Source organism: Pseudomonas sp. DR 5-09, from assembly GCF_001655595.1.
GTDB lineage: Bacteria > Pseudomonadota > Gammaproteobacteria > Pseudomonadales > Pseudomonadaceae > Aquipseudomonas > Aquipseudomonas pharyngis.
Window position 1 is genome coordinate 2,268,391 of record NZ_CP011566.1, and the last position, 25,702, is coordinate 2,294,092.

The following is a 25,702-nucleotide window of genomic DNA, read 5'->3' on the forward strand; positions in this document are numbered from 1 at the left end:
TGAGTAGTAGGGACCCTATACCCTTATTTAGCGCGTGATTATCATGGAACTTGGCAATATCAACACCTTGGAAGTGTGTTTTTCTGCGCCCATTGAAGATGTATTCATTGATGGAGTGGAGATGATTCTTGATGTCTTAAAGACACATGAGGGGTGTTTAGGGTACGAAATGTCTTCAGTTCAGTATCTACCAGGCGCGATTCTTTTTACCGGATATTGGGAGGATGAGGCAAGTATGCTTGAGCACTGTTCCAGTGCGAGCTTTACCGCACTTTTTGACCACCTCATGCCGCGATGCTTCAGCCTGCGTTTCAAAACTTTTTTCATGCGAAGTGAGTCTGAGGGTGAATATGCCCTTTGATGAAAAAAAATTACTCGATGCCGATCTGCACAGTTTGATTACTTTTCTGGTGGTACACAGAGAGGGTGGAGTTACCCGTGCAGCTGCTTGCCTTGGCGTCAAGCAGCCTGCAGTCAGTAACACCCTTGCCAGGCTACGGGTTAGGTTCAAGGATGAGCTCTTTTATCGCAGGGGAGTTTGGCGCTCCACCGAAAAAGCCGATCAACTGGTAGTACTATTGACCCCTGGATTTAAGCAGTTGCAGGATGCGTTACAAAAAATGGACGATTCTGACTAGCTCCTGCCTTAGGTGCTTTTACCTCATAGTGACACGATCATTATCCCTACGGAATATGTGAGTGTTTGATAACATTAACGCCATATTTTTGAAAAGGCCGCGAACTCAGGCGGAAAACCAAAGGAGAATAACGTGTTACCACACATTCGGGAGTAGCGACTATGGGTGATTGTGCCACAGCTTGTAATTATAAAATAGTTGTTGGAGTTTAGATAATTAACTGTATCGGTTCTTAGTGTTGCAGGCGAGTGCTGTAGGCGGGCATGGCGACGCTAATCGAGAGGCCTTTTGCTTGGGGCTAGTAAAGCCTAAGTCCACACGTATGCCTGCTAAAATTCAGAGCGGTTGTGCGGGGTTATGCAGCGCTATCCGGCGATTGAAAGTGTGGTGTGCGGACGCATTCACCGCTCGTTGCAATTACGTTTTAGCGGAACATTATTGTGCGCCGCCTCCGGCACGACGTTGGCACTGGATGCAGAAGCTGAAGAGGCTTCGTACATGGAGTCACGCGCGTTACTCCTGCATCACTGGAAACCGGATACGGGTCTGATTACCTACTGGATTCACATCAGCACATTTATGTGGTGGAAACTTGGCCGACTGTGTTCAACAGAGCTAACCAAAAGCGGGCATATAACGGATGGAGCCATCCGTTTCTTTGTTATCGTCCAGGAGAGAAACCAAAGCGACTTTTAAAGCGCATTGAAAACCTCGAAACGGCACGGTAGCCACAAGCGTCGGCAATTTGCGAAATACTAAAGTGCGTCGTTTGTAAGAGCATCATCGCATGGTGCATCCTAATCTCGGTCAACATTGTGCTGAAGCTGATGCCTTCTTCTGCAAGGCGACGCCTGAAGGTGGCCTCGCTGACCGCCAATTCACGAGCTACTTCAGCCGCGGTCCAGTTTTTTTCCGGAGCCTTGACCAGCAACTGAGTTAGCCGCTCAACGATGCCAGGAGCTGAAGGGCGAGGAAATGCAATGCCCCGTTCCTGCAATGACAGCAGAAGTCCCAGCAAGCGGTTGGTCTGTTGCGCCCGTGAAATGGTTCGCGAGTTGATTCCGCGAATACAAAACTGCAATGCATCATTCAGATCTTCATCCAGTTCAGTCGTCTTGCATTCATTGATCGTGGATGCGTGCGTGAGGTGTTGGCCATAGCGTTGGTGAAACTCAGTGATGAGACCGGGTGCAAACGTCAAAAAAAGAGAGGTAAACACCGAACTATTTTTGTCGGGTTTTTTTTGAATATTAGTGATTGAGTTTTTGGCCACGACCATGAGGGTGTGAGAGTCAGCCAACTCCCAGATCCTTTCATCTTTTTCCAATGTTAAATGACCCGATGTCACGACCAGCACCGTAGCCTCAAAAAAGCGGAAGTTGGTCGCATGTTGAGCCTGTATCAGGCGTGGGCAGGCCAGCATGCACATCGTGTTTGCTTTCAGGCGCGCACCCGATGGCAGCAGCCATCGGGCGTCGTCGAGTTGCGGGCCAGTCACTAGGTTGGCTCGGTCCATGGAGAGAGTGGGGTTCCTGAAGTTGCCTGGAAAATCACAGGTTCATATTTAGGGTATAGGTACCTGTAAGGCTGGCCTTGGCCAGTACATGCCCTTGCAGCGCATCAAGGATATTGGCGCCTTGAAGCGGGCCTTGTACCTCAAGGCAGGGTACATCCAGAGCGTAGAAGGTGAATACGTAGCGATGCAGCCGCTCATCATTCCACGGCGGGCATGGACCATCGTAACCAAAATAGTCGCCGGACATTTGTGGGTCCGATGCAAACCAGGCCGTGTAATCATTGAGGCCATGGCGTTGGCCATCCGCGGCCTGCGGACCATTTTTGCCTTGGGGAGTGATTCCGCTGCTATGGCTCCCTTCGTTAATTTCCCTCTGGCTCGCAGGTATGTCGATCAATAACCAGTGGTAAAAATCTACACGCGGCAATGACGCGGCAATAGATTTACCCTCCTGATTGACATCATCGCCCACACTCGGGACATCTGGGTCGTGGCATATCAGAACGAACGATTGAGTGTGCTCCGGGACTTCCGTCCAGGCCAGATGTGGATTGCGGTTGGTCGAGAGGGTATAGCGGCTCTGCGCGTTGGGAACGGCAAAGGCGTATTTCCCCGGGATAGCTGCGTTGTCATCGAATGAGTTACTGCTCAGTTTCATGGTTGGGCCTGAATAAACGGTGAGGTACCGGACGCCTGACTCATTGAGAAATGGACTCTCTGAGCTCGGACATTTGCCAGCCTTCGAGAAGCAGCTGTGGGAGTGATTTTACAGTTGAGGGGAGTTCAGCCTTTGACTCAGCCAATCATAAACGGCACCCATCCAGTCAACTTGTTCAGGTCCCTGCATCGACCGCTATCGCCATCGGTGAGCGCATGCACGACAACGCCATATTTTCCTTCACTACTTTCGGCGGCTCACCAATCGTCACCTCGCCTCGCCGTTCGTGAGTGTCCAATAATAAGAGGCAAGAACCTATGTACCCTGCAAAAACTGCATTACATGTTATTAACGCCGCGTTCGCCAAGCTGCTTTCCACCCACAGCTAATCCAGGTGATTGTGATACCGGTCGATACCTTAAATGGCATCGGTCGGGCTGTTCGTGTGAATTACTCGCTGTGGTGCTGACGTATGTCATTGGCCTTCGAGCAAGTGATCCAGAAACAATTCTGCTGCGACGGATAGGGATTCCCGTGACCTCACGCACACACTGAGCTGGCGGGAGGTCCACGCTTCATCCAGTCTGACCATTTTCGCCCGGTCGATTTTATAGATGCTCATACTACCTTCGGGCAGGATCCCAATTCCTACACCCGCTTGAACCATCCCGCACAATGCATCGTAGCTAGACACTTCCATGCGGATTTTCAGTGAACGCCCCAAGTCGTTAGCCGCCTTGATCAGTTGAAAGTTGAGGTGGGTGCCACTACTCAACGCGACATAACCGTGATCGAGGGTTTCTTTGAAGCTAACGGAATCGTGCGCAGCCAACGGATGATCATTGGGTACCAGAAGCACCAGTTGATCGTGATGAAACGGGAATACATCGATGTCTGCACCGTGAGGCATGCTGGTGAATATACCGACGTCGGCACGGTTTTCCGCGACAGCCTTGGTAATGGCCAAACTTTGTCGTTCCTCCATACTCACGCTGATCAGCGGGTACAGATCCATGAATGACTTGATCTTGGCGGGCATGAATTGGGTGACGGCCGAGATGTTGGCCATCACCCTCACTGAGCCACGGCGACCGTGGGAGTAGTCGCGCATCTGTACGACGATTTCGTTCAGATTGTTCAGCGCGCTACGGGCCATGAACAACAACGAAAGGCCCGCATCGGTTGGGGTGATCCCTTTGTTTGACCGAACCAGCAACTTTGAATCGAGCAGTTCCTCGAGCTCGCTGAGACGCTTGCTCACCGCTGCCGCCGCGATATTTTCGCGTTTGGCAGCGGCAGCGATGGTGCCCTCTTCAACGACGCTGACGAACAGTCGCAATGAGACGGGATCAAGTTTCATGTGAGTACCGGGGGCATCCTGGCCTAAGGTGGTTATCCTACCTCACTCGAACTCGACTCAGAACGCTCCGGACAACAGGTGGCCTGCGTTCGGTACGTGAGCCGTCAGGCCGAGGGTCTTGAGCATCTGGTAAACGGTTGCGATCGACGCCGATAGCACGGGCTTGTCGAGACGGTTCTGTACCGCCTGGATTGCCGGCAGCGAAGGCATCTGCACGCAGCAAGACAGTACCACGCCGTCGGCCTGGCCAATGTTGAGCTTCTCGGCGTGGGCCACCAAGTTCATGGGGTCCAGGCGGCCGACCTCCAGGTTATCGGAGACCTCCAGGCTAATGGAATCGACCACTTCAATGCCTGCGGCCTCAATGTAGTCAATGACTTGTTGGGTCAGTGGCTTCATGTATGGGGTGATGATCGAGACTTTTTTGTACTCGAGCATAGTCAGGCTGTCGATCAATGCACCGGCAGAACTGAGTACAGGGGCATTCGATTGGTTGGACGCCACTGTCTTACCCAGACGCGCTTGCGATACTCTGTGATAACCGGCCCCTTGGCACATGATTGCCACCAGGCAGGCGTACGCCATCACATCGACCCGTGCGTCGCTGAGTTCCAGTGCGCAGCGATCGCTGTCGATGTCCATCTTTTTAAGTTCTTCGGGGCTGACATGCATCATTCGCATACGCGCCGAGTGAAAGGTGAAGCGCTCCTCTGGAAAGAGCCCGTAACGCGAGGTCAGCATCGCCGGGATTTCGGTTTCCATTGTGGTATTGGAACTCGGAACAATCTGCCCGATTCGAAAGTTTTTCATGTCTGTATTCTCTATGTAGTACAGGTCAATTACCGCTGGTGAGCTGGACGCCTTTGGTCTCTTGCAACGTGAACACCATGATGGCGGCGGTTACGTAAGCAACGGAGGCAAGGGAGATGGTTGCCGTAAAGCCGACCATCGGGATCAGGATCGGCACCAGCTTGATCCCGGCGATGGCGCCTATCCTTCCGAAGTTGAAGCAAAAGCCCGAGGCAGTGGCGCGGATACTGGTTGGGAACAATTCGGCATACCAGGCGCCGAAGCCGCTGAAATAACCGGTGAAAAAGCCTAGCAACGCCGCCAGTGAGCCCAGTGTTACGACGTTCTGCGTGGTGAAAATCAACTTTCCGTCCGTCAATGGCATCAACGTCGCCGAGTAGGCAAACACTGGGACCATGATCGCCATGCCGGTGAAGAACGTGGCGAACGCCAGGCGTCGTCCAATGCTCTCCGCCAGGTAGCCGTAAGCCAGGTAACCGATGGTGGCGCCGATGCCGATCCAGATAATGAATACCGGTGCTTGGTCGATGCGCACGTTCAATATGTTCTGCAGGTAGGCAGGCATGAAGGTTGTGATGATCCAGTAGCCGTACATGCCGAGTACCGAAATGCTGAGGCCCAGCAGGGTCGTTTTCAGGTACGTTGGGCTGAAAATTTCCGTGAGTCGGCCTTTGCCAGTGTTGTTGCGCATGAACTCGCGATTGGCCAGCCAGACGGGTGATTCTTTGACGAACAGCCAAATGAACAACAGGGTCAGAAACGAGGGGATAGACGCATAGATGAACAGCATCCGCCAGGATTCTGGATTACTACTGTCCAGAAAGCTCCAAGCGAAAATTGCAGCGAGAAGCCCTCCACCTGACCATCCGGTTTGCATCACCGCGAAGGCCTTGGCCCGGCCTGCTGGCGGCCAGATTTCGGAAACCAGTGCTGCTGCTGCGGACCACAATCCGCCGACGCCGATACCTACGCCAAAGCGAAAAAGATCGAGTTGCCACAGGGTCTCGGCAAAGCCGCACAAAAAGGTTCCGATGCCGTAGACAAACACCGACAGCATCATGGTTTTCTTGCGCCCGATCTTGTCGGAGAGATTACCCAGGAAAAAACCGCCAATTGCTGTGGCGAGCAGGAACCAAGCGACTGTAGAGACAATATCGCTCAACCCAACAGCGAAAGTCGTGGCAATAGCCAACAGCACGAAGCCAAAGATGGTTGCGTCCAGCGCATCAAACAGCCACGCCGCCCAAGAACCTCCCAAAGTGATATAGCGTTGGTTTGTAGTAAGAGGGTGGCTACCCTTGACGGTTGACGCACTGGTCAGAGACCCGGAAGCGGGGTTGTTCATGAAGAAACCTCACAGAGATGATTTTATTATTTTTGGGGCATGCCCCATGGCAGTTGAGGCTGCCGTGCGAATGCTCATGAAGGCCTGATGTTATGGGCAGGGGAGACGAGGCGCATAGAAGGCATTGATGAGGGTGCCGTCGCGCTTGGCGATGGCTGCTTGAGGGGCGGCGAACAGTTGTTCTTGTGAATCAACCGTCGGGCCGAATTTTGACGCCACCGGAAGCTTAAATATGCCATTCCCTTATCGAACGGGAAATCTTCCGGTAGCTGGTCAACGACGCATGTAAAAAATAGGGCGCGTTCAGCAGGGCGCACATGCGGGCATTAAACAGCTCTTCGGTTGTTTCCTTGATCAGTGTCGCCGAAGTAAAAATCTGCGTAATCGGTAAGGCAATCAAACGACTCGACAACCCATTTGCTATCGAACAAGTGGGGCAGTGATTTTACTCATCAAACACGACGAGGTTCGCCCTCGGCCATTTCGCGTATCAGACTCAGGTAGCGAAGCGCGCCCAGTCCCAGGGGCCTGTTTTTTACCCAGATGATATCGACCCATAACCGCATCTGACTCGGCATGTAGTCAAACACCACCTCCGTCAATGCGCCCGACGTGATGAGAGGGTGGACCAGGGGTTGTGGAAGATAAGCCCAACCCAATCCTTGCTGCACCAGGTCCAGTGTGGCCAGATAATTGTCGCTGTGCCAAATCCGCCGTGACAGCACAACACGTGGGTCAGAGTCTGCAGGCCCCCCAGTCGCAACGATGATCTGCCGAATGTTGACCAGTTGCTCCTCAGTTAAGGGGGTTTTCTTGCCGGCGGCCGCAGGATGATTTGGAGCGGTAACCGCTACTAACAACTGGCTCCCCGCTTCAAGAAACGTCTCGCGCTCGTCAAGCCCTGGTCGTTCGAATCCCAGTGCCAATTGCACACGCCCCTCATGAAGCATGCGCATCGCCTCTGGATGGGACGCGGAGCGGATCTCGATTTCCAGCGTAGGAAACTCCCTGGCGATAATGGACAGCGGACGATTCCATATGCCTGTTTGCAACTCTGGCGCCATCGCAAGGACCAGACGTTCCTCCAATCCCTGATGAAGCTGGAGCGCATGGGCGTCCAGCAGATTCAACTGGCTGGCGACCTGTCGTGCCTGGGGCTCCAGTGCTTTGGCGACTGCCGTAGGAATAGCCTTGCGGGTCGATCGGTCAAAAAGCAACAAATCCAGCTCTGCTTCAAGCTGTGACACCGCCATGTTGACCGCCGAGGGTACCCGGCCTAATTTTCGAGCGGCCGCCGAAAAGGATCCGCTGTCGATGACCGAGAGGAAAATTTTAAGTGAGTCACTGGTAAACGCCATAAGGGTCGTCAGTTTTTCTGATAATGGTCGTCTTTATGTATCAGGTTTGTTGGACTAGCTTCTACTCTCTTTTCAAATTAAATACGTGGGGAACGCCATGTTGGGTATGGACTTAAGGGGGCATGTGGCACTTGTCAGTGGTGCCGGGAGTGAGTCTGGGATTGGTATGGCTATCGCTCGCAGGCTCGGGGCATCCGGGGCGAAGTTAATCGTCACCGCCAGCAGCAACCGCATCGCAGATAGAGTTAACGAGCTGCGCGCCGAAGGATTTGAAGTTGAAGGCCGGCCAACTGACCTAACAGATGAAAAGAAAGTGCATGAATTCAGCCTATGGGCAGAGTCACTCTGGGGGCGGGTTGATATTCTGGTGAACAATGCCGGTATGGCCATGCAAGGGAGTCCGGAGGTTTTCTCGGAATTGGCAACGATGACACTGCATGACTGGAATCTTTCACTGGCAAGAAATATTACGACCGCTTTTCTTCTGACTCGGGCTGTTTTGCCCGGCATGAGGGCGCGAAATTACGGGCGCATTGTCAATATCAGTTCCACTACGGGCACTCGGGGGAGCAATCCGGGCGAAGCCGCTTATAGCGCGGCCAAGGCCGCGATGGTGGGCATGAACATGGGACTTGCACTTGAAGTCGCCAGTCAGGGGATTACCGTCAACAGCGTGGCTCCCGGTTGGATCACCACGGGCTCAACCACGCCCGTTGAAGCAGAGGCGGGGCGCTTTACCCCCATTGGGCGGGCAGGCAGTCCCCAGGAAGTGGCGGCGGCGGTTGCATTTTTGGCGTCTCCGGAATCCAGTTACATCACCGGTGAGGTTATCGTTGTAGATGGCGGCAACTGTCTGCTCGAGAACAAAGCCCCTCAACCCGGTTAATGACACTTCAGTTGGAACAATCCGCGTAGAGCAGTCTTCAACTGCGATCATCTGCGCGACATATCAAGGCTATATGTTGGCTGGCAATGTAAATAGTTAAAGCCAACACCCAGCTTGTAAGTTCATGGAACCATATTCACCCAGAATTCGGGAGCTGATGCCGCACCTGGAAAGTGATGGAGTGGGCTTGCATATACGGCAACGATTTATAACTAACGTGATACTTAACAAAAGGTTTTAATCATGTCGAAAAGTGGGGTTTGTGAATCAGCGATTGCTGCATTTACCGCAATCGAGCGCGCCCGTTTTATAGAAAACAACCCAACGTCAATGGCGCTGGCGAAGCGTGCCACGGCGGCTCTGTTCAATGGTGTTCCCATGCACTGGATGAGCGATTGGTCTATGCCTTCGCCGCTCTTCATCCTGCGTGCCAACGGGGCACGCTTCACCGATGTTGACGGTCATGAATACATAGACTTTTGCCTCGGCGACACCGGCACGATGTTTGGCCATTCACCTGATCCTATTGCCCGTGCTATCGCAGAGCAGGCGAATAACGGTTTAACGACGATGCTGCCTGGCGAAGATGCTGTGGTCTGCGGCGAGTTGCTGGCTCAGCGCTTTGGGTTGCCATATTGGCAGGTAACTGCCACGGCTACTGACGCCAATCGTTATGTGTTGCGCTGGGCGCGTGCTATCACCCAGCGCAAGGTTCTGCTGGTGTTCGACGGTTGTTATCACGGCACCGTGGATGACGTGATGGTCCGGTACCGAGAGGGCAAGACGGTGCACCGTTCGGGTCTGGTGGGTCAAGCCTACGACTTGACCCAATACAGTCGATCTATCCCCTTCAACGATGTCTCTGCACTGGAGGCTGCCTTAGTTTCGGGTGACGTGTGCGCGCTGATGTGCGAGCCGGCGATGACGAATATAGGTATGGTCTTGCCCGATCCGGGGTTCATGCAAAAGTGCCGCGAGCTGACGCGAAAATACGGCAGCCTGTTGGTCATTGATGAGACCCACACTATTTCTACCGGCATCGGCGGATGCACGCGTCAATGGGATTTGAAACCCGACTTTTTCGTGGTGGGCAAACCCATCGCCGGTGGCGTGCCTTGCGCAGTCTTTGGCATGACCGAGCAGGTTGCCCAGGCTATGCGCGACGTGCAGATGAGCGCAGAAGGGGGCAGTCATGGACACAGCGGTATGGGAACAACGCTGTCCGCCAATGCCCTGGCGATGCGTTGCATGCGCGCCAGTCTTGAAGAGGTCATGACCGAGGCTGCATACCAGCACATGCTGTCTATCGCCTCAAGACTGGCGCAGGGGTTTCGAGCGTTGTTCAAGCGCCACCAACTGAACTGGTCTGTCACCGAGTTGGGCGCCCGTTGTGAGTTTCAATTTTGTGCCACCTCGCCCAGAACCGGTGCGCAAGCCGAGGCGGCTTTTCATGACAGCCTTCAAATGGCGCTACACCTTTACTTGATCAATCGCGGCATCCTGATCACGCCTTTTCACAACATGACCCTGTGCTGTCCGCAAACAAGTGAGGCGGATATCGACAGGTTGATCGGTGAGTTGGATAGCGCGCTGACCACACTGCTTGCCCTGCCTGGCGCTCGGGTCATCCCTTCATGACTGGACGTTTGAAGCCCCACTTATCTCAACTACCGCCAGTTCGCTTGAATGAGCTCGAAGAGGTTTGACATGCAATTTGCTGATAAAAAAGAGGCTTTAGATTATCTGGTCGCCCACCCTGAAGTGCTGAGCATCGAGTTGTTCCTTATCGACGCCAATGGTGTTCCACGGGGCAAACTGTTGCATCGCGACGAACTGCTGGCGATCTACGACAATGGGCGGCCACTGCCAAGTTCCATTCTCGCCTTGACCGTGCAGGGTGAGGACGTAGACGACACAGGCCTGGTTTGGGATGTCGCTGACGCTGATTGCTGGACCTATCCCTTACCGGGAAGTCTGACCCTGCAACCCTGGCGCACTAACCCTACAGGCCAAGTGCAGGTCAGCATGCACCCGACCCAAGGTATTCCCGCTGCACCGGCCGACCCACGCCACGTACTGGTGCATACCATCGAGCGGCTTAAAGCCGATGGATTCCATCCGGTCATGGCCGTTGAGTTGGAGTTTTACCTGCTGGACCAGCAACGCGACGTCAACGGTCGGCCGCAGCCAGCGCAGCAAACCAATGGCGTACGTCCGGTGGCTCCGCAGGTGTATGGCGTATACGAACTTGAACAGGTTCAACCGTTTATTGATGACCTTTACGCGGCGTGTGCGCTACAGGGGTTACCGGTGCGTACGGCGATCTCCGAGTATGCGCCGGGCCAGCTCGAGTTGACGCTGGAACATCGTTTCGACGCACTCCAGGCCATTGACGAAGGCGTACGTTACAAACGCCTGGTCAAGGGGGTGGCCAACAAACACGGGCTGCAAGCGTGCTTCATGGCCAAGCCATTCAGCGACCAGGCCGGCAGCGGTCTGCACCTGCACGTCAGCTTGGCCGACGAGCAGGGCAACAACCTGTATGCGAGCGAAGATCCGCAGGGCACGGCGCTTTTGCGTCACTCCATCGGAGGGATGATGGCAACCTTGTTTGACTCGCTGGCGATATTTTGCCCCCATGCCAACTCATATCGCCGATTCCAGACCGGCAGTTACGCGCCGCTGGCCAAAAGTTGGGGCGTCAACAATCGTACGGTGTCATTCCGCGTGCCCGGCGGCCCCGCGATCAGTCGGCACATTGAACACCGCATTTGCGGTGCCGATGCCAACCCCTATCTCGCCGCTGCCGCAGTACTTGCGGGCATTCACCACGGCATCACGCATCAAAGCGATCCTGGCGCGGCTATTGTGGGCAATGGTTATGAACAGGCGACCGATTTTCTACCCACCGACTGGCTGACAGCGTTGCAGGCATTGCAACATTCAACTTGGGCACGTGAGGCGCTGGGTGCTGAATTCCTGAAGGTGTTCCTGGCGATCAAGTGGCGCGAGTTCCGTCAATTCAATGCTGAAGTCGGAGAGCAGGACTGGCGCTGGTACCTCACTCACGCATGAGTTTTGGCCTGTGGGCATGTCTTACAATGGACCGCTGGAGAGTAGCTGACGACTAAATGCGTACAGCGCATTTTGCGCCCTTGATAGCGGCTCATCCTTATGGGCCGCAGGTCGTATGCCCGTGGCTCAGGTCTGACCACGCGTACGATCGGCTGCAGAAATGGTTGAAATTGAACTTGCATGCTAGCATTCAAAGGTGCAGTATTTGGTCATAACAACAAATTGAAGATGCCTCTAATGAAAACGTATATCGACGTTCCATTGGCTTGCGCAGTAAACATCCCCAAGGCGCGAATGCGCCCCCCAGATCAACGGCCCTAGCGCTCTGGGCTTGTCTCCGACGATTTCTACCAGTCCCGTACCAACGAACGGCTCCTTCTGTGGCTAGCAGGAGTACATGTGTGTGCTCACCTAATAAGGATAAAATCATGGGCAAAATGCAAGCAGCTCGACTTCACAATGTCGGCCCGACCTTTGTGATCGACGAAATCGATATTCCTGCCATTGGGCCAACGGACGTGTTAGTGCACGTTAAGGCCTGCAACGTTGTCCCTAACCTGCGTAACGTTATCGAGCGTTATCCTGAGTGGTTCCCCTACCTACCCCTGCCTAAATTACCAGCCATCTATGGATTAGATGCCTCCGGGGTAGTCAAGGCAGTAGGTAGTCAAGTGCACTCGGTTAAGCCCGGCGATCGTGTATACGTAAACCCAGGTCGAAGCTGTGGGTCTTGCCACGCGTGCCTGCGAGGTCAGCACCTCAACTGCACCGCATTTACCTTCCAAGGATATTTTGGTTTCGGTGCTGGCTCGCAACGAGTGTTCGAAGATTACCCTTATGGCGGCTTCTGCGAGTTCATGACTGCGCCTGTCAGCGGGCTTGTTAAGCTCCCGGAATCCATCAGTTTTGAACAAGGCTGTCGTTTCGGTTATCTCGGCACTGCTTACTCTGCATTGCGCAAGGCTAATGTAGGTTCTGGGCAGACAGTCTTGATCAATGGCGCCTCAGGAACGTTGGGGGTTGGAGCAGTGATGCTCGCGTTGGCCATGGGAGCAACTAAAGTGCTCGGCATGGCCCGTAACCGCGAACTGCTTGAAAGAGTCCGTCAGCTGGATCCGTCTCGTGTGCACGTACTGTCTCTCGGTGAGCAGTCTGTTGATGAATGGGTTCGCGAGCATACCCAAGGCCTGGGCGCAGACGTCTTCATCGATGCAGTCGGTCCCGGAGCTCCCCATCAAATCACCATCGACGGGATCAAATCGCTCCGTAGGGGAGGGCGTATGGTCGACATTGGGGGCATGTCTGAGGACTTGCCAGTGCCAATGTTCCAACTGATGTGCTACCAGATCAGCATCATCGGTTCGCTATGGTTCACGGTTGCAGAAGGTCAGGACATGGCGGAGATGGCAGCTGCCGGCACGCTCGATTTGACAAAATTTGATCAGGAGATTTTTCCGCTATCTGAAGTCAATGACGCTCTGGACGCCTTGGAAAACCGTAAAGGTGGCTTCACGAACGTTGTTGTAACGCCAGGCCGTTAATCGAACTGGCGCAGCATTGAGCTGCGCCAGTCTTATTTCTGAGGTGATCTATGACAATCAGGCGTTTAGTGGTGGGAACGGTCGGTGGCCGTTCGGTTGTTCTGAACGATGGGCCGGTACCACGCTCTCATAACTACGAACATGTACCTGGATTTTCTACCTCCTTGGTTTGGGGGACGACAGCATCAGAGCAGCTCTCTACTGGTAAAGATGAAACAATCTCGCTGAGCAGTTCGTTTGTTCCCGGGCCTGGGGAAACGAGGCTTGAAATTGTCACCTTTCCTCCTGACTCGATTTTTGCTCATCCGGATTTCAGTCATCAGGCAGCTTTTGCTGAGCAACAAGAGCATCTGACGGGGATGGTGGATTATTTTGATCCCGATCGACCAGGTATGCACTCAACCCCATCAGTTGATTATGGCATCGTGCTTGAAGGTACCATTTGGCTGGAACTTGACGATGGCGTAACAGTGAAACTAGAAAAGCATAACGTCATCATTCAACAAGGGAACATTCACGCTTGGAGAAACCAAGGTGATGTCCCTGCGACGTTAGCGTTTGTGTTGGTAGGTACCAATAAGCAATAAACGCTCCTGTCTCGGAGCCCGAACAATCCACATCCAATAACAAAAAAGTGAGATTGCTAATGAAAGCGTATGCATGTCTGTGCGTATCTGTGGCTGCTATTTGCGCAGCGAATTTGGCCATGGCAACGGAGCGGGGTGATACAACCTGGCCGTTAGGTGTGCAAACAGTTGTACCAGCTTTGATGCCAGGCCCAGGCGAAACCGAGCTCTATAGTTATACTGTTTATTATCATGCTGGAGATTATAAAGATAACTCCGGGCGCTCCAGCGTTCCAGGGTTTAATTTGGAGAATTATATTCAGGCGATACGTCTCGTTCATACTTGGGATTATCAAACTGAATCAGGTGTTCGATTCACAAGCGGAATTATTGGGACTGGGGGGCACGTAAATATAAAGGCCGGAGGAGCGTCTGACTCTAAGACGGGAATGCGGCAGACCTACATCAGTCCTTTAAACGTGCTTTACTCTCCGGCCCCTAATCTACATCTGCTCGCAGGCGTCAGTGTCTTCAAACCCTTGGGAGGCTATGACAAGAATGATTTGGCCAACACTACGCCGAATTATACAACTTATATTTCAGAGTTTGCGCTGACCTGGTTCCCACATCCGGACTGGGAGGTTTCTCTGGCGCCCACTTACTCATTCAATGAGCGAAACAAGGATACCGACTACCGCTCCGGTAACGTGTTCAATGTCGACTATTTATTGGGGTATCGCTTTCCCTCTATGCCAAAACTTCAGTTTGGTCTGGCTGGGTACTACACCAAGCAGATGTCGGATGACAATGTCGGCGGCGACAACTTACCTGGGGGCAATCGGCTGAGAAAGGTGGGTGTGGGCCCTCAGCTGTTTTACTCATTCAACCAGAACACCGGCGTGGTGCTCAAATGGCTGCATGAAACAAATGTGAAAAATGGTCCTCAGGGGGACTCAGTCTGGCTGGAAGCTGCGTTTCCACTATAAGCACGCGTGGCTGCTACGGCTCAAACCGTGGCAGCCATCTCCTCGCTGTGCAGGCGTTGCATAGCCTCGATAACATGCCTTGATACGCTCTCAATGTGCGCCATTGCCGCTGCTTTACAGTGTTTGTGGTTGCGCGTACTCAATGCTGCAATTATCTCATCATGTTCGCCGGTTACGTCAGGCAGGTGCGCCTGAAAGCCACAACTTTGAACAATGAAAAAGTCTGAAAGCTCGAAATTGGCCATCTGCCGTGTCGACACGATAGGTGACCGTGCCATCGCATGGAGAAGCCGGTGGAAGTCAACGTTCAGGTTTCTATAGCTCTCCGAGGCATCACTGTGGGCTGGGTTGATCCGTGCGATTTGCTCATTCAGCTCTTGAAGCCTTGCGACCTCCATAGGTGTTCCGCGCTCTGCTGCAAGGCTTGCGATCAGGCCTTCGGTGTTGGCGAACATTCGATAGAAATCAGCAACCTCATCTGGGCTTGGTTGCACCACTTGGCAGCCAACCTGCGCAATGATTTGAACAAATCCCCGCTCTTGCAGGCTGTTCAGCGCCGTCATTATGGGCTGACGACTGACTCCCGTCGATTCGCCAATTTCCTTCACGAAAATTTTTTCACCAAAGCGATAACGGCGGGTTAGCAAGCGCTGCAAAATTTCTTGATAGATCGCGACTTTTTTGTTTGGCGTGTGCATAGGTCTTCGGTAGGTGAGGTGCAATCGAGGGGGAATGCTCATTCGCCCACTTTAGTGCGCAAAGTCTTGATCTACAAGGGACGCAGATCCAGAGCGGCTTTCGTGGCGAGCAACGGTCGCCTAACTGAACGTAAATCAGTTGACAGTGATATCTTGCATGCTAGCATGCTAATTAAGAAATATAAAAGCAGATGAACTGCCACGCGGAGTATTCAGGTATGAGAAATGCCTTGCGACTGCCCCATATAGCTGCCCTAGCTACGGCTCAATCGCCGCCCACCTTTGAGCATGAAGCTTACGTAAGGGGGCTTATCAAAATCCAAGATCCCTCAAGGCAGTCCCGAACGCCAAGTTAATTGCGCGCCAGTGTCTCTAAATAATGTGTGTGCACAAAAGCCGGCCTTTTTTGGCAGAGTTTCGTTCGACTTAATAAAAATAAGGAAAGTCCAATGGGTATTCGCTCAGGTAAAGATTTTATAGCTGGTCTTAGAGAGAATCGTCGCGATGTGTGGGTGAACGGGGTTCAAGTAAGTGATGTTACGACCCACCCTGCATTCAGCGGTGCAGTCAAGCAATTAGCCCAGCTTTACGACATTCAGCATGATCCCGAGCTTCAAGAAAAAGTGACTTATGTCGTCCCCTCCACCGGACAACGTGCAGGCATGGCCTTCCATCCTGCGCAAAACGTCGAGGATCTGACTAAGCGTCGTGAAGCATACAGAGTGTGGGCTGAAACGAATTTTGGGCTAATGGGCCGCTCTCCTGATTTTATGAACGTTACTCTCTTGGCGTTCTGGGAGGCACGCGATACTTTCGCTGAGGGTGGGCAGCAGTACGGTGAAAACATCGAGCGTTACTACGAATATATTCGTGACAATGATCTGTTCTTAAGCCATGCACTAATTACGCCTCAAAATGACCGTTCTAAACAGTCTTCGCAAATGGGCAACATGCACCTTAGGGTTGTACGCGAAAGTGCTGAAGGTATCTACGTAAGCGGAGCCCGGATGATCGCGACGCTGGGGCCGGTTTCAGACGAAATGGTCATGTACAACTTGCCATCGTTCAAAGCGGGTGACGAGGATCATGCCTTGGTATTTGCCGTACCGACCCACATTGAAGGCCTTCGACAAATCTGTCGCGACCCTTACTATGTTGAGGGGCGCACGAGCTTCGATCACCCGCTTTCAACGCGCTTTGAAGAAAACGATTCTCTGCTGGTATTCAACAATGTGTTTGTGCCTTGGGAGCGTGTTTTCTGCTACCGAAATGTTGAGCTCTCAAACCGCCTCTACGCCAGTACTGGCGTGCGTAATCACACGGCACATCAAACCAATACCCGTGCATTGGTGAAGATGCAGTTTTCCGTCGGGCTTGCCATGGCCGTAGCGCGCTCCATCAAAGCCGATCAATTCCTTCACGTACAACAGATGTTGGGCGAATGCCTTGGTTATATCGAGCAGGTCAAGAGTGCGTTAGTGCGTGCAGAGGTTGAGGCCCAGCGGACGTCTCGTGGAACGCTACAGCCGAATCTCGCACCGCTACAGGCCATTCGAACCATGTTGCCTACGGCCTACCCGAGGGTGATTGAAGTACTGCAAACGATCGGTGCGGGTGGTTTCATGTTGATGCCGAGCGCTGCGGACTTCCAAGCGCCGGAAATTGCAGATGATCTGCATGCTTACTACCAAGGCGCCGATGGCATGCCGTCCCTGGAGCGCGTGAAGCTCTTTAAATTGGCCTGGGATCTCGCAGGGGAGGCGTTCGGTCAGAGGCTTGTGCAGTACGAGCGTTATTATGCTGGCGATCCTGTACGAAACCTTGCCATGAACTACCTGAGTTCCAAGGATCCGAATCCTATTAGGCTGGTGAACCAAGCGTTGCAATTAGCAGGCAATCCAGAGCCAGCCTCGGATCTGTAATAACACTGTAAGCGGGCGCAGAAGCGTCCGCATCTACTTAATTAAAATCCAAGACTTTATTATTCGAGGTCGGATATGACGCAGCTCAATATTGGCGTGGCGCCTGGAGTTAGTACAACTGAATTCAGAGGGGCTGTGGGCCAATTTGTCACGGGAATAACTGTTGTTTCGGTTCTTGATGAGCATGGGCGGCCATACGGAATGACCGCTAGTTCTTTTTGCTCCCTTTCTCTTAATCCTCCGTTGATCCAATGGAGTGTTACGACCGAGTCTTTTTCATTTTCGAAGTTTCAGCGTTCGAAGTATTTTGCGATAAATATTCTAGCCTCTGATCAAGAGGATGTTTCGAGAGATTTCTGCAAGCCAATAGATCGTTTTGCGACAGTTTCATCCACATCTGGCCTACACGGTTTGCCGCTCATAGATAACTGTCTGGCGTGGCTAGAATGTGAAGTAGAAAAAACGGTTGTCGGCGGAGATCACACAATCTTCATTGGTCGGGTTATCAGAAGTCGCGTCTTCGACAAAACCCCTTTACTGCATTGGAGGGGTAAACACATTCCATTGGAGGCGTAGCCTAATAGTTGAAATCAGTATGGGTGCCAAAATTCTGAAACGATGACTAATATAAAAACAAGATAGGGCGTCAGATGAACGATTATAAAAATGTTATTGGGTGGGCATCATTGCCCATCGCATTTTCTATTTGCGGCATTGCCAGCGCTCAGGGATTTTTTGAAGATAGCAAGGCCACAGTTACGCTGCGCAACTACTATTTTGATCGTGATTACAAAGGAACAACCCCGCAGAGCGCCGCTCGGGAATGGGCGCAGGGAGGGATATTAAAATTTACCTCCGGATTCACACCTGGCGTCGTTGGCTTCGGGCTTGATGCAGTTGGAATGATGGGCATCAAGCTGGACTCGTCGCCTGATCGTTCTGGTACTGGGCTTTTACCTCGAGATGCACGCACACGCAGAGCGCCTGATGAGTATTCAGAGTTGGGCCTTACCGCTAAAGCAAAGGTGTCGAAGACCGAGCTGCAGGTAGGCTCAATCTCAACGTTTCTCCCCATTGCTTTCGCTAGCCCAACGAGACTTCTTCCCCAGACTTTCCGAGGGGCCTACATCCGCTCCACCGACATTGATAAATTTAGTCTGCATGCAGGGTATCTGGATCGCATCAACTATCGGGACTCAACTGACTACCAGAAAATGTCAGTGGCTTCGCCGAACCGCCGCTTCATACCCACCGCCGAGTCAGACAAGTTCATTTTCATGGGGGGGGACTACCAAATCACCCCTGCGCTGAACTTGAAGTATTTCTATGCCGAGCTGGAGGATATCTACCAGAAAAACTACCTAGGGTTTGAGCATTTTTGGCAAGTCGGTGGGGGCAAGCTGAAAACGGATTTTCGGTTTTACCAGACTGATGAAAGCGGCCAGGGGCGCGCAGGTAAGGTCGATAATACGAATACCGGGATCATGTTCACGTATACCTACGGTGCGCAAAGCTTCGGTGCTGGATACATGCAACTTAATGGTGATACCGCGATGCCCTATCTGGCGGGTACTGAGCCGCTGGTTGTAAGTGAGGGGTTTCTTAGCTCTGAGTTCCTCAACCCCAAAGAACGCTCTTGGCAGGCGCTTTACAGCTATGACTTCGCCTCATTCGGCATGCCGGGTCTCAAAGCAACCACTCGATACATCAAGGGCTCCAATATCGATCTGCCCACTCTCGGTGGTCAAGGTCTTACTGAAAGTGAGCGATACCTTGAACTCAGCTACGCGTTTCAAGGCAGCCTAAAAGGCGTAAGTGTGCGTGCAAGGCACTCTCTATACCGAAATGACTTCTCTAGCGCCGCCAGCGTGCGCGATGACAATGAGACGCGAATCAATATCGATTACACGAAGAGCCTTTGGTAGCAGGGTGACCTGTACCAGCCCAATTTAAAAATAATAAGTGGAGAAGGTTATGACCGAGTCAACTGAGCTGCAGCTTGACATAGCGATCAAGCGCAAAACCGCTTACCGCAAAATTTGGTGGCGCATAATACCTTTCTTGTTCATCTGCTACGGCGTGGCCTTCATTGATCGAATCAATCTAGGCTTCACCAAGCTGCAGATGAGTGAGGAGCTTGGCATCAATGCTACGTGGTTCGGGATTGCAGCCGGTGCTTTCTTCATTACCTATGCATTGTGTGAAATGCCAAGTAATGCACTTTTAGCGCGATGGGGCGCCAGACGAACTTTTTTGCGCATCATGTTCTTGTGGGGGCTAGCGACGGTCGCCACTGCATTCGTTACCAGCGTTTCTCACCTCATCACCCTGCGTCTGCTGCTGGGAGCCTTTGAGGCGGGCTTTCTACCCGGCATCATTCTCTATCTGACGTTCTGGTTTCCTTCTTCTATGAGGGCTCGTGTCACGGCAGTTATTTTTGTTGCCAACGCGGTAGCTGGCTCTGTTGCGTCTCCATTGAGCGGTTGGATCATCACTTATATGGATGGGGTGGGAGGGCTATCAGGATGGAAATGGGTGTTCGTCGTCGAAGGTGCGCCAGCTTGCTTGCTGGGTATCCTATGTTTTTTCGTACTGCGTGATCGCCCCGACGACGCGACCTGGTTGACGGATGACGAAAAACGACTGGTGAAGGAAGACCTGGCAAAGGACGAGATTCCTGAGGAGCAGCACTCCATGGGGGTTATGAGGAACATTCTTTGTAACCCGGTCAACTATTTAGTGGCTTACCTGTTTTTTACCGCAGCGTGCAGCAACTACCTGTTGTTTTTTTGGCTTCCCACGATCGTTAAGGACTCCGGTGTGAATTCCCTTGTGGATGTCGGTTTCCTGTCTGCGATTCCCCTGCTTTTCGGATTCGTGGGGGCTATCGCACTAAGCTGGAGTTCAGACGTGTTGAGTGAGCGACGGTGGCACCTCGTGTTGTGCTTTGGTTTGATCAGCTTTGGTTTGGTGGCAGGAACCATCGCTCAAACGCTTCCTTGGATGCTGTTCTTCTTCGCCGTGGCGAGCTTCGGTACGGGGGCAAGCGGACCTTTGATTTGGTCACTACCGCCTGGATATCTGGATCGTAAATCGGCCCCATTGGGGATCGCATTTATCAGCACGCTGGGTAACGTCGCAGGCTTCGTTAGTCCTCCGGTCCTGGGCTACATCAAGACGGCAACGGGGAGCTTGAACCTCGGAATTATCGGCATCGCGATGTTGGGTCTGACCGGCGCAGTGCTCACGCTATTTGCACTGTCCCCCGCAGTAGTAAGGGTCAAGAAATCTATCGACTCACCTTCTGCGGTTTGACGAGTACCCTCGGAATTTATATCTATAAGTTCGATAGATTTATTGACTACATATTCATTTATTAGCACGTACCAAGCATTGACTCGCTAACCGTATAAGCTTAGCTTGCATGCTAGCATTCCAATAAAAAGGTTCGTCTACGCGGACCGCACAAATGCCTTACGGCAATGCACTTAGGAGGTCGATGTGAAGCAATCCCAAGAAACGGTTAAGTCTCAGGCTGCTGCAACAGAATCCAACACCACTGCCGCCCACGTTCTGGCTGCTGCACTGCGCCGTCATGACGTCACTCATGTGTTCGGTCAATCCATTCCAGCCGCTTTTTTTGTTATCGCTCATGAATATGGTATTCGCCAGGTTGGCTACCGTACCGAAAACGCCGGCGGTGCAATGGCTGATGCCTATGCTCGTGTGAGTGGGAAAGTAGGTGTAGTGGCTGCGCAAAACGGCCCAGCAGCGACCCTATTGGTCGCCCCCCTGGCGGAAGCATTGAAAGCGTCAGTTCCAATGGTTGCGATCGTTCAAGATGTGCCTATGGGCATGACTGACCGCAATGCGTTTCAAGAGTTTGACCACCTCTCTCTTTTTCAGTCCTGTGCGAAATGGGTTAGGCGTCTGACAGAGGTTAGCCGACTGGATGATTACATTGACCAAGCCTTCACTGCTGCATCCAGCGGTCGGCCGGGCCCAGCCGTACTTATTCTGCCGATGGATCTGTTGCGCAAACCTGCTACATCCAGCCCGGCGCGCACCTCCAATCTTGGGCATTTCCCACTGGATCGCTTCGCTCCCTCGCAGGAGGCAGTGCAGAAAGTTGCCAGGCTGATCACGGCTGCTAACCGTCCGATTATCGTTGCAGGTGGTGGCGTCCATCTGTCTGGAGCGACGGCTAGCATAAATCGCTTGAGCGAGCTGTGCGGCATCCCTGTTGCCACAACCAATATGGGCAAAGGGGCAGTCGACGAAACCGGCCAGCTATCTCTGGGGGTCTTTGGCAACTGCATGGGGCCTGGCACACCCGGCCATGAGCTTGGCCATCATCTGACTGACGCCGACCTGGTTCTGTTGGTAGGTACTCGTACCAATCAGAATGGGACTGACACTTGGAAAGTTGTTCCAAGCGGTGCAACGATCGTCCATATCGATATCGACCCGATGGAAATCGGGCGCAACTATGATTCCGTGCGCTTACTGGGTGATGCGCGACTCACCGTTGACTCGCTCATCCAGGCATTGGCTTCACATGACTTTAGTCACGGTGCTCAACGTACTGCAGCAGTCAAAGCGGAGATTCAAGCTGCTCGACCGCGTGTGCAAGAAGCTCGCGTTGCAATAGGTAGTGGTCGCAGTGGGGCGCTTCGACCGGAGGCTCTGATGGCCGAGCTGGACAAAATTTTACGTCCAGATGACATCGTGGTGGCAGACGCAAGTTACTCCACCAACTGGGTTACCAGCTTCCTCACGTCACGCCGTGCCGGATCTCGCTTTTTGACTCCGCGAGGGCTGGCAGGCTTGGGCTGGGGTTATCCAATGGCGCTGGGTGCCAAGGTGGCACATCCAAATGCACGAGTGATTGCCCTTGAGGGTGATGGTGGATTCGGTCATTGCTGGTCCGAGCTTGAGACCGCGCGGCGCATGAATATTCCGGTTGTTCTCATTGTTCTTAACAATAGCATTCTGGGCTATGAACTTCATGCTGAGCATGTGCATTACGGTGTGCACAGTGATGCCTGCAGATTCCAAGCGGTAGATCATGCTGGCATTGCCCGGGCTGTCGGCTGCTGGGCGGAAACTGTCAGCGATCCTTCCGAAATGGCAGGTGCGTTGGAACGTGCACTCGCTGCCGGTGTACCTGCTCTGCTGGACGTCATGATTGATCCTCACGCGTTTCCACCGCTTTCACTTTTCTGCGGCGACGTGAATCCGGGAAGCGATGAGTTCCTGGAAGTCGGGGGTGTGTCATGAGTAGCACGAATCGAACTGTTTGCTGGGTAACGGGGGCGTCGAGCGGGATCGGGCTTGCAATAGCGGAAGCACTTGTACAAGACGGACATTTTGTTGTGATTTCTGCCAGGGGTGAAGCTGCACTTGCGCAAGCGCTAGAACGCTTGCACACCCTAAGTCCGAACGCTGCTGCTGTAAGCGTTGATGTGACATCTTTCGATGCGGTTCGTAGTGCTGTAGCCCAAATCGAATCTGACTACGGGCCGGTAGGTATCCTAGTGGCGAATGCTGGGATGAACGTGGCTGCTCGCGCTTGGGGAGAGCTCTCCAGTTCAGATTTCGATCAGGTTACACAGATCAATTTGAACGGCGTCTACTACACGATCGACGCGGTGCTCCCATCGATGCGAGAGCTTAAGAGCGGGTTGGTAATCAACATCGCCTCTTGGGCCGGTCGGTTTGTATCGGCTAAGCCAGGGCCGTCCTATAGCGCGGCCAAGGCAGCGGTGATCGCATTGACTACCAGCCTCAATGCTTCTGAATACCAACACGGTATCCGAGCCTGTGCGCTGTCTCCTGCGGAAGTTGCAACGCCTGCCATGTCACGTCGCAAAGTGCCACCCACCGAGGCGGCTTTGTCGAAGATGCTCAAACCTGAGGATATCGCCGCTGCTGTCAGGTTTGTCGCCAATATGCCCCGCCATGTCTGTGTTAACGAGTTGGTTATTTCACCGGTTTGGAACGGGGCATATGGCGCCCCGCAACTCTAAGTGAACTTGATGGATGGCGTTGCCAGTCGCTTCTGGAGAGGTATGTGATGGTTAGCCTAGTTGGCAGTATCGTCGCGGTTGTGACACCCATGTTCGAGGACGGAGGCGTCGACTATGACTCCTTCGCACAGCTTATCGAATGGCATATTGCCGAGGGGACGAATGGCATTTGCGTCGTAGGTACAACCGGAGAATCAGCCATGCTTTCCGTCGAGGAACACATTGACGTATGTGCCTTTGCGGTTCGCCAGGTGGCTCGCCGCGTGCCTGTTATCGCAGGGGCTGGTGCGAACTCAACTAGTGAAGCTATTGAGTTGACGGAACTCGCTAAGAAAATTGGCGCGGACGCTGCGCTACATGTTGCTCCTTACTACGTTCGTCCTACGCAGGAAGGTATGTTTCAACATTTTCGAGCCGTCGCTCAGGTGGTAGACCTTCCTATCGTGCTCTACAACGTCCCTGCGCGAACCGGCGTAGATATTGGGCTTGAGCTAACCCTGAAGCTTGCATGTGAGCCAGGCATTATTGGTATCAAGGATGCTACCGGCAGTATCGAGAGGGCTTCTGAAATTCTTCGCTATAGACCTAGCGGCTTTAGCTTGTATTCAGGTGATGACCTTACAGCTGCGGCGCTAATGCTGCTTGGAGGGGAGGGGACGATAAGCGTTACTGCGAACGTAGCCCCTCGTCTAATGGCTCAGCTGTGTGAGCGCGCATTGGCAGGAGAGGCTAAAGCAGCGTCGGCGCTGAACTTGCAACTGATGCCTCTTCACAAAGCCTTGTTTATTGAGAGCAGCCCTTCGCCGACGAAATGGGCCCTGGGGGAGCTAGGGCTAATCAAGCCCCACTGCCGACTACCGCTGGTTCCTCTTTCTGAAAAGGCAAGGCCGGTTCTCGCATCTGCGATGCGAGATGCCGGGATCGTGAAAGTTAATCACATCACCTAATTACAATAAGGATCTAACCAATGATTGTAGAAATGCGGACTTACACGCTTCTGCCAGGAAAACTTCGTGAATGGTTGCCGTTTTTTGAGAAAGAGCGCTTCCCGATTCAGAAAAAACATCTAGGCAATCTGGTTGGTTACTACACGACTGACACGGGTGAGCTCAATCAAATTGTTCAACTCTGGGCGTACGAAAATTACGCTGATCGTGAAGCCCGTCGTAAGGCGCTCTGGTCTGATCCTGAGTGGACAGATCCATCCAAATCGACCATTAGCGTGATGCAGAAGCAAGAAAGCAAAATCCTGCTGCCCACTGCATTTTCCCCATCTCATTTCTAAATGAGGCGACTCGCTATAGCGGTGAATACATCGGCGACGACAGAGGAAATGCAGTGATGATGCTTAAAGCTCTGGGTTATTTGGGAGTCGATACTACCGACTCCTCAGGTTGGAAGGATTACGGCTCTCGCTTTCTTGGACTCCAGCTCACCGAAACAATGAGTGATGGTATGTCCTTTAGGATGGATGACCGTAAGCAGCGTTTGACAGTCAACGAGGCGAACCGCAACGGCCTTGGTTTCATGGGATGGGAGGTTGCCGATGCTGCGGCTCTGGACCAATTCGCAATGCGTTTGGAACAGGCACAGGTGCGTGTCAATCGCGGTTCGCGCTCGCTTTGTGAGCAAAGGCAGGTCCGGGACCTGATTGTTTTTTCAGACCCCCTCGGCAATCGCATCGAGGTCTATCACGGATTGGCAGAGGCGGGAACGCCTTTCATTCCAGGACGTACGATGCAAGGTTTCCGGACTGGGGACATGGGCATTGGCCATGTGGTCCTCACCGTACCAAGCGCCAAGGATATCTTGCCGTTTTACCGTGACCTTTTGGGGTTTCGTCTGAGCGACTATTTCGAGCGTCCGTTCAAAGCAATCTTTATGCATCTCAACCAACGTCACCATAGCCTGGCAATTCTGGAAACGGGCAAGGTTGGTATCCACCACCTCATGTTCGAAACCTTAAGTCTTGATGATGTCGGGCAGGCCTACGACTTGGCTCTGGTGGATGAGGGGCGAATTGCAACCACCTTAGGAAGGCATACGAACGATCAGGTGGTTTCGTTCTATGCAAAAAGCCCATCCGGATTTCTGGTCGAGTGTGGTTGGGGAGGACTGGCTATCGATCCTGAAACCTGGGAACCCTACGAGGTCGTCCACGGGCCTAGTTTCTGGGGGCATGATCGAGACTGGCTGCCTCCAGAAGGCCAGAAAGAAGCTAGACGTATCAGGATGGCCGCTGCTCAAGATGGCGCCCGCGCCAACGTAAACGTAATTGAAGGGTTGTATAACGCGACGAGAAGGTGACCCGCGT

General features: G+C 53.0%; 25 protein-coding genes. 18 read left to right on the plus strand and 7 right to left on the minus strand.

The window, feature by feature from the left end:
- Positions 1-43: 43 nt before the first annotated feature.
- The 3 genes from PDR5_RS10170 to PDR5_RS29645 all read left to right on the plus strand — a co-directional run bounded on the left by PDR5_RS10170 (position 44) and on the right by PDR5_RS29645 (position 1,334).
- Positions 44-361 (plus strand): antibiotic biosynthesis monooxygenase, encoded by a 318-nt coding sequence (locus tag PDR5_RS10170; RefSeq protein WP_156669317.1) that lies wholly within the window; start codon positions 44-46, stop codon positions 359-361.
- Entirely contained in the window at positions 351-638 is a 288-nt protein-coding gene (locus PDR5_RS10175) for a LysR family transcriptional regulator (protein ID WP_064595008.1), read from the plus strand. Before PDR5_RS10170 ends, PDR5_RS10175 begins: the two co-directional genes overlap by 11 nt.
- Before the next feature lie 357 nt (positions 639-995).
- The gene (locus PDR5_RS29645) at positions 996-1,334 is read left to right on the plus strand and encodes a hypothetical protein (protein ID WP_156669318.1); all 339 of its coding nucleotides are present in this window, start codon (positions 996-998) and stop codon (positions 1,332-1,334) included.
- On the opposite strand, the gene PDR5_RS10180 is transcribed toward PDR5_RS29645, so the two are convergent.
- The 6 genes from PDR5_RS10180 to PDR5_RS10205 all read right to left on the minus strand — a co-directional run bounded on the left by PDR5_RS10180 (position 1,300) and on the right by PDR5_RS10205 (position 7,685).
- Positions 1,300-2,154 (minus strand): helix-turn-helix transcriptional regulator, encoded by an 855-nt coding sequence (locus PDR5_RS10180; RefSeq protein WP_064595010.1) that lies wholly within the window; start codon positions 2,152-2,154, stop codon positions 1,300-1,302. The two genes, PDR5_RS29645 and PDR5_RS10180, sit on opposite strands and share 35 nt — an antisense overlap.
- 34 nt (positions 2,155-2,188) lie before the next feature.
- Positions 2,189-2,812, minus strand: a complete 624-nt coding sequence (locus PDR5_RS29205) for a YbhB/YbcL family Raf kinase inhibitor-like protein (protein WP_082934380.1) — start codon at positions 2,810-2,812, stop codon at positions 2,189-2,191.
- 475 nt (positions 2,813-3,287) lie between these two features.
- The gene (locus PDR5_RS10190; protein ID WP_064595015.1) at positions 3,288-4,172 is read right to left on the minus strand and encodes a LysR family transcriptional regulator; all 885 of its coding nucleotides are present in this window, start codon (positions 4,170-4,172) and stop codon (positions 3,288-3,290) included.
- Positions 4,173-4,229: 57 nt separating this feature from the next.
- Positions 4,230-4,982, minus strand: coding sequence for a maleate cis-trans isomerase family protein (locus PDR5_RS10195; RefSeq protein WP_064595017.1), 753 nt, complete (start codon positions 4,980-4,982; stop codon positions 4,230-4,232).
- Positions 4,983-5,007: 25 nt separating this feature from the next.
- Positions 5,008-6,327 carry an MFS transporter gene (locus PDR5_RS10200; RefSeq protein WP_064595019.1) on the minus strand — a complete coding sequence of 440 codons (1,320 nt, stop codon included), beginning with the start codon at positions 6,325-6,327 and terminating at the stop codon, positions 5,008-5,010.
- Between the two features lie 452 nt (positions 6,328-6,779).
- Positions 6,780-7,685: a LysR family transcriptional regulator gene (locus PDR5_RS10205; protein WP_064595021.1), complete on the minus strand. Its 906-nt coding sequence runs from the start codon at positions 7,683-7,685 to the stop codon at positions 6,780-6,782.
- A 97-nt stretch (positions 7,686-7,782) separates the two neighbouring features.
- Between PDR5_RS10205 and PDR5_RS10210 the strand changes: the two genes are divergently transcribed.
- The 6 genes from PDR5_RS10210 (at position 7,783) to PDR5_RS10230 (ending at position 14,739) form a co-directional block, all read left to right on the plus strand.
- A complete protein-coding gene (locus PDR5_RS10210) occupies positions 7,783-8,571 on the plus strand; it encodes an SDR family NAD(P)-dependent oxidoreductase (RefSeq protein ID WP_064595023.1) in 789 nt (262 codons plus the stop codon).
- A gap of 243 nt (positions 8,572-8,814) precedes the next feature.
- Entirely contained in the window at positions 8,815-10,209 is a 1,395-nt protein-coding gene (locus PDR5_RS10215) for an aspartate aminotransferase family protein (protein WP_064595025.1), read from the plus strand.
- A gap of 69 nt (positions 10,210-10,278) precedes the next feature.
- On the plus strand, positions 10,279-11,646 hold the full coding sequence (locus PDR5_RS10220) for a glutamine synthetase family protein (protein ID WP_064595027.1): 1,368 nt from the start codon (positions 10,279-10,281) through the stop codon (positions 11,644-11,646).
- A 428-nt stretch (positions 11,647-12,074) separates the two neighbouring features.
- Entirely contained in the window at positions 12,075-13,187 is a 1,113-nt protein-coding gene (locus PDR5_RS10225) for an alcohol dehydrogenase catalytic domain-containing protein (RefSeq protein WP_172829476.1), read from the plus strand.
- A 50-nt stretch (positions 13,188-13,237) separates the two neighbouring features.
- On the plus strand, positions 13,238-13,774 hold the full coding sequence (locus PDR5_RS30070; RefSeq protein ID WP_082934381.1) for a cupin domain-containing protein: 537 nt from the start codon (positions 13,238-13,240) through the stop codon (positions 13,772-13,774).
- Between the two features lie 59 nt (positions 13,775-13,833).
- The gene (locus PDR5_RS10230) at positions 13,834-14,739 is read left to right on the plus strand and encodes a SphA family protein (RefSeq protein ID WP_082934382.1); all 906 of its coding nucleotides are present in this window, start codon (positions 13,834-13,836) and stop codon (positions 14,737-14,739) included.
- A gap of 20 nt (positions 14,740-14,759) precedes the next feature.
- Here PDR5_RS10230 and PDR5_RS10235 read toward each other — a convergent pair whose 3' ends face one another.
- Positions 14,760-15,437, minus strand: coding sequence for a GntR family transcriptional regulator (locus PDR5_RS10235; protein ID WP_064595028.1), 678 nt, complete (start codon positions 15,435-15,437; stop codon positions 14,760-14,762).
- Between the two features lie 449 nt (positions 15,438-15,886).
- Here PDR5_RS10235 and PDR5_RS10240 point away from each other — a divergent pair, with 449 nt between their 5' ends.
- The 9 genes from PDR5_RS10240 to PDR5_RS10275 all read left to right on the plus strand — a co-directional run bounded on the left by PDR5_RS10240 (position 15,887) and on the right by PDR5_RS10275 (position 25,695).
- Positions 15,887-17,359: a 4-hydroxyphenylacetate 3-hydroxylase family protein gene (locus PDR5_RS10240; RefSeq protein WP_064595030.1), complete on the plus strand. Its 1,473-nt coding sequence runs from the start codon at positions 15,887-15,889 to the stop codon at positions 17,357-17,359.
- Positions 17,360-17,434: 75 nt separating this feature from the next.
- Entirely contained in the window at positions 17,435-17,935 is a 501-nt protein-coding gene (locus tag PDR5_RS30440; protein WP_082934383.1) for a flavin reductase family protein, read from the plus strand.
- Positions 17,936-18,009: 74 nt separating this feature from the next.
- Complete coding sequence (locus PDR5_RS10245; RefSeq protein WP_064595032.1) at positions 18,010-19,284, plus strand: OprD family porin; 1,275 nt, start codon at positions 18,010-18,012, stop codon at positions 19,282-19,284.
- A gap of 49 nt (positions 19,285-19,333) precedes the next feature.
- Positions 19,334-20,674 (plus strand): MFS transporter, encoded by a 1,341-nt coding sequence (locus PDR5_RS10250; RefSeq protein ID WP_064595034.1) that lies wholly within the window; start codon positions 19,334-19,336, stop codon positions 20,672-20,674.
- A 186-nt stretch (positions 20,675-20,860) separates the two neighbouring features.
- A complete protein-coding gene (locus tag PDR5_RS10255) occupies positions 20,861-22,639 on the plus strand; it encodes an acetolactate synthase catalytic subunit (protein ID WP_064595036.1) in 1,779 nt (592 codons plus the stop codon).
- Entirely contained in the window at positions 22,636-23,388 is a 753-nt protein-coding gene (locus PDR5_RS10260) for an SDR family oxidoreductase (protein WP_064595038.1), read from the plus strand. The genes PDR5_RS10255 and PDR5_RS10260 overlap by 4 nt, the downstream gene beginning before the upstream one ends.
- Before the next feature lie 47 nt (positions 23,389-23,435).
- The gene (dapA, locus tag PDR5_RS10265) at positions 23,436-24,335 is read left to right on the plus strand and encodes a 4-hydroxy-tetrahydrodipicolinate synthase (protein WP_064595040.1); all 900 of its coding nucleotides are present in this window, start codon (positions 23,436-23,438) and stop codon (positions 24,333-24,335) included.
- 20 nt (positions 24,336-24,355) lie between these two features.
- On the plus strand, positions 24,356-24,673 hold the full coding sequence (locus tag PDR5_RS10270) for an NIPSNAP family protein (protein WP_017138683.1): 318 nt from the start codon (positions 24,356-24,358) through the stop codon (positions 24,671-24,673).
- Positions 24,674-24,729: 56 nt separating this feature from the next.
- On the plus strand, positions 24,730-25,695 hold the full coding sequence (locus PDR5_RS10275) for a VOC family protein (RefSeq protein ID WP_064595043.1): 966 nt from the start codon (positions 24,730-24,732) through the stop codon (positions 25,693-25,695).
- The last annotated feature ends 7 nt before the right edge of the window (positions 25,696-25,702 follow it).

What these genes read in the sequence shown, in the direction of transcription:
- PDR5_RS30070 (WP_082934381.1), top strand. Translation starts at nt 13,238, where the DNA reads ATGACAATCAGGCGTTTAGTGGTGGGAACGGTCGGTGGCCGTTCGGTT.
- PDR5_RS10180 (WP_064595010.1), bottom strand. Translation starts at nt 2,154, where the DNA reads ATGGACCGAGCCAACCTAGTGACTGGCCCGCAACTCGACGACGCCCGA.
- PDR5_RS10170 (WP_156669317.1), top strand. Translation starts at nt 44, where the DNA reads ATGGAACTTGGCAATATCAACACCTTGGAAGTGTGTTTTTCTGCGCCC.
- PDR5_RS10200 (WP_064595019.1), bottom strand. Translation starts at nt 6,327, where the DNA reads ATGAACAACCCCGCTTCCGGGTCTCTGACCAGTGCGTCAACCGTCAAG.
- PDR5_RS10195 (WP_064595017.1), bottom strand. Translation starts at nt 4,982, where the DNA reads ATGAAAAACTTTCGAATCGGGCAGATTGTTCCGAGTTCCAATACCACA.
- dapA (WP_064595040.1), top strand. Translation starts at nt 23,436, where the DNA reads ATGGTTAGCCTAGTTGGCAGTATCGTCGCGGTTGTGACACCCATGTTC.
- PDR5_RS29645 (WP_156669318.1), top strand. Translation starts at nt 996, where the DNA reads ATGCAGCGCTATCCGGCGATTGAAAGTGTGGTGTGCGGACGCATTCAC.
- PDR5_RS10260 (WP_064595038.1), top strand. Translation starts at nt 22,636, where the DNA reads ATGAGTAGCACGAATCGAACTGTTTGCTGGGTAACGGGGGCGTCGAGC.
- PDR5_RS10190 (WP_064595015.1), bottom strand. Translation starts at nt 4,172, where the DNA reads ATGAAACTTGATCCCGTCTCATTGCGACTGTTCGTCAGCGTCGTTGAA.
- PDR5_RS29205 (WP_082934380.1), bottom strand. Translation starts at nt 2,812, where the DNA reads ATGAAACTGAGCAGTAACTCATTCGATGACAACGCAGCTATCCCGGGG.
- PDR5_RS10245 (WP_064595032.1), top strand. Translation starts at nt 18,010, where the DNA reads ATGAACGATTATAAAAATGTTATTGGGTGGGCATCATTGCCCATCGCA.
- PDR5_RS10225 (WP_172829476.1), top strand. Translation starts at nt 12,075, where the DNA reads ATGGGCAAAATGCAAGCAGCTCGACTTCACAATGTCGGCCCGACCTTT.
- PDR5_RS10250 (WP_064595034.1), top strand. Translation starts at nt 19,334, where the DNA reads ATGACCGAGTCAACTGAGCTGCAGCTTGACATAGCGATCAAGCGCAAA.
- PDR5_RS10205 (WP_064595021.1), bottom strand. Translation starts at nt 7,685, where the DNA reads ATGGCGTTTACCAGTGACTCACTTAAAATTTTCCTCTCGGTCATCGAC.
- PDR5_RS10240 (WP_064595030.1), top strand. Translation starts at nt 15,887, where the DNA reads ATGGGTATTCGCTCAGGTAAAGATTTTATAGCTGGTCTTAGAGAGAAT.
- PDR5_RS10175 (WP_064595008.1), top strand. Translation starts at nt 351, where the DNA reads ATGCCCTTTGATGAAAAAAAATTACTCGATGCCGATCTGCACAGTTTG.
- PDR5_RS10220 (WP_064595027.1), top strand. Translation starts at nt 10,279, where the DNA reads ATGCAATTTGCTGATAAAAAAGAGGCTTTAGATTATCTGGTCGCCCAC.
- PDR5_RS10210 (WP_064595023.1), top strand. Translation starts at nt 7,783, where the DNA reads ATGTTGGGTATGGACTTAAGGGGGCATGTGGCACTTGTCAGTGGTGCC.
- PDR5_RS10230 (WP_082934382.1), top strand. Translation starts at nt 13,834, where the DNA reads ATGAAAGCGTATGCATGTCTGTGCGTATCTGTGGCTGCTATTTGCGCA.
- PDR5_RS30440 (WP_082934383.1), top strand. Translation starts at nt 17,435, where the DNA reads ATGACGCAGCTCAATATTGGCGTGGCGCCTGGAGTTAGTACAACTGAA.
- PDR5_RS10235 (WP_064595028.1), bottom strand. Translation starts at nt 15,437, where the DNA reads ATGCACACGCCAAACAAAAAAGTCGCGATCTATCAAGAAATTTTGCAG.
- PDR5_RS10275 (WP_064595043.1), top strand. Translation starts at nt 24,730, where the DNA reads ATGATGCTTAAAGCTCTGGGTTATTTGGGAGTCGATACTACCGACTCC.
- PDR5_RS10215 (WP_064595025.1), top strand. Translation starts at nt 8,815, where the DNA reads ATGTCGAAAAGTGGGGTTTGTGAATCAGCGATTGCTGCATTTACCGCA.
- PDR5_RS10270 (WP_017138683.1), top strand. Translation starts at nt 24,356, where the DNA reads ATGATTGTAGAAATGCGGACTTACACGCTTCTGCCAGGAAAACTTCGT.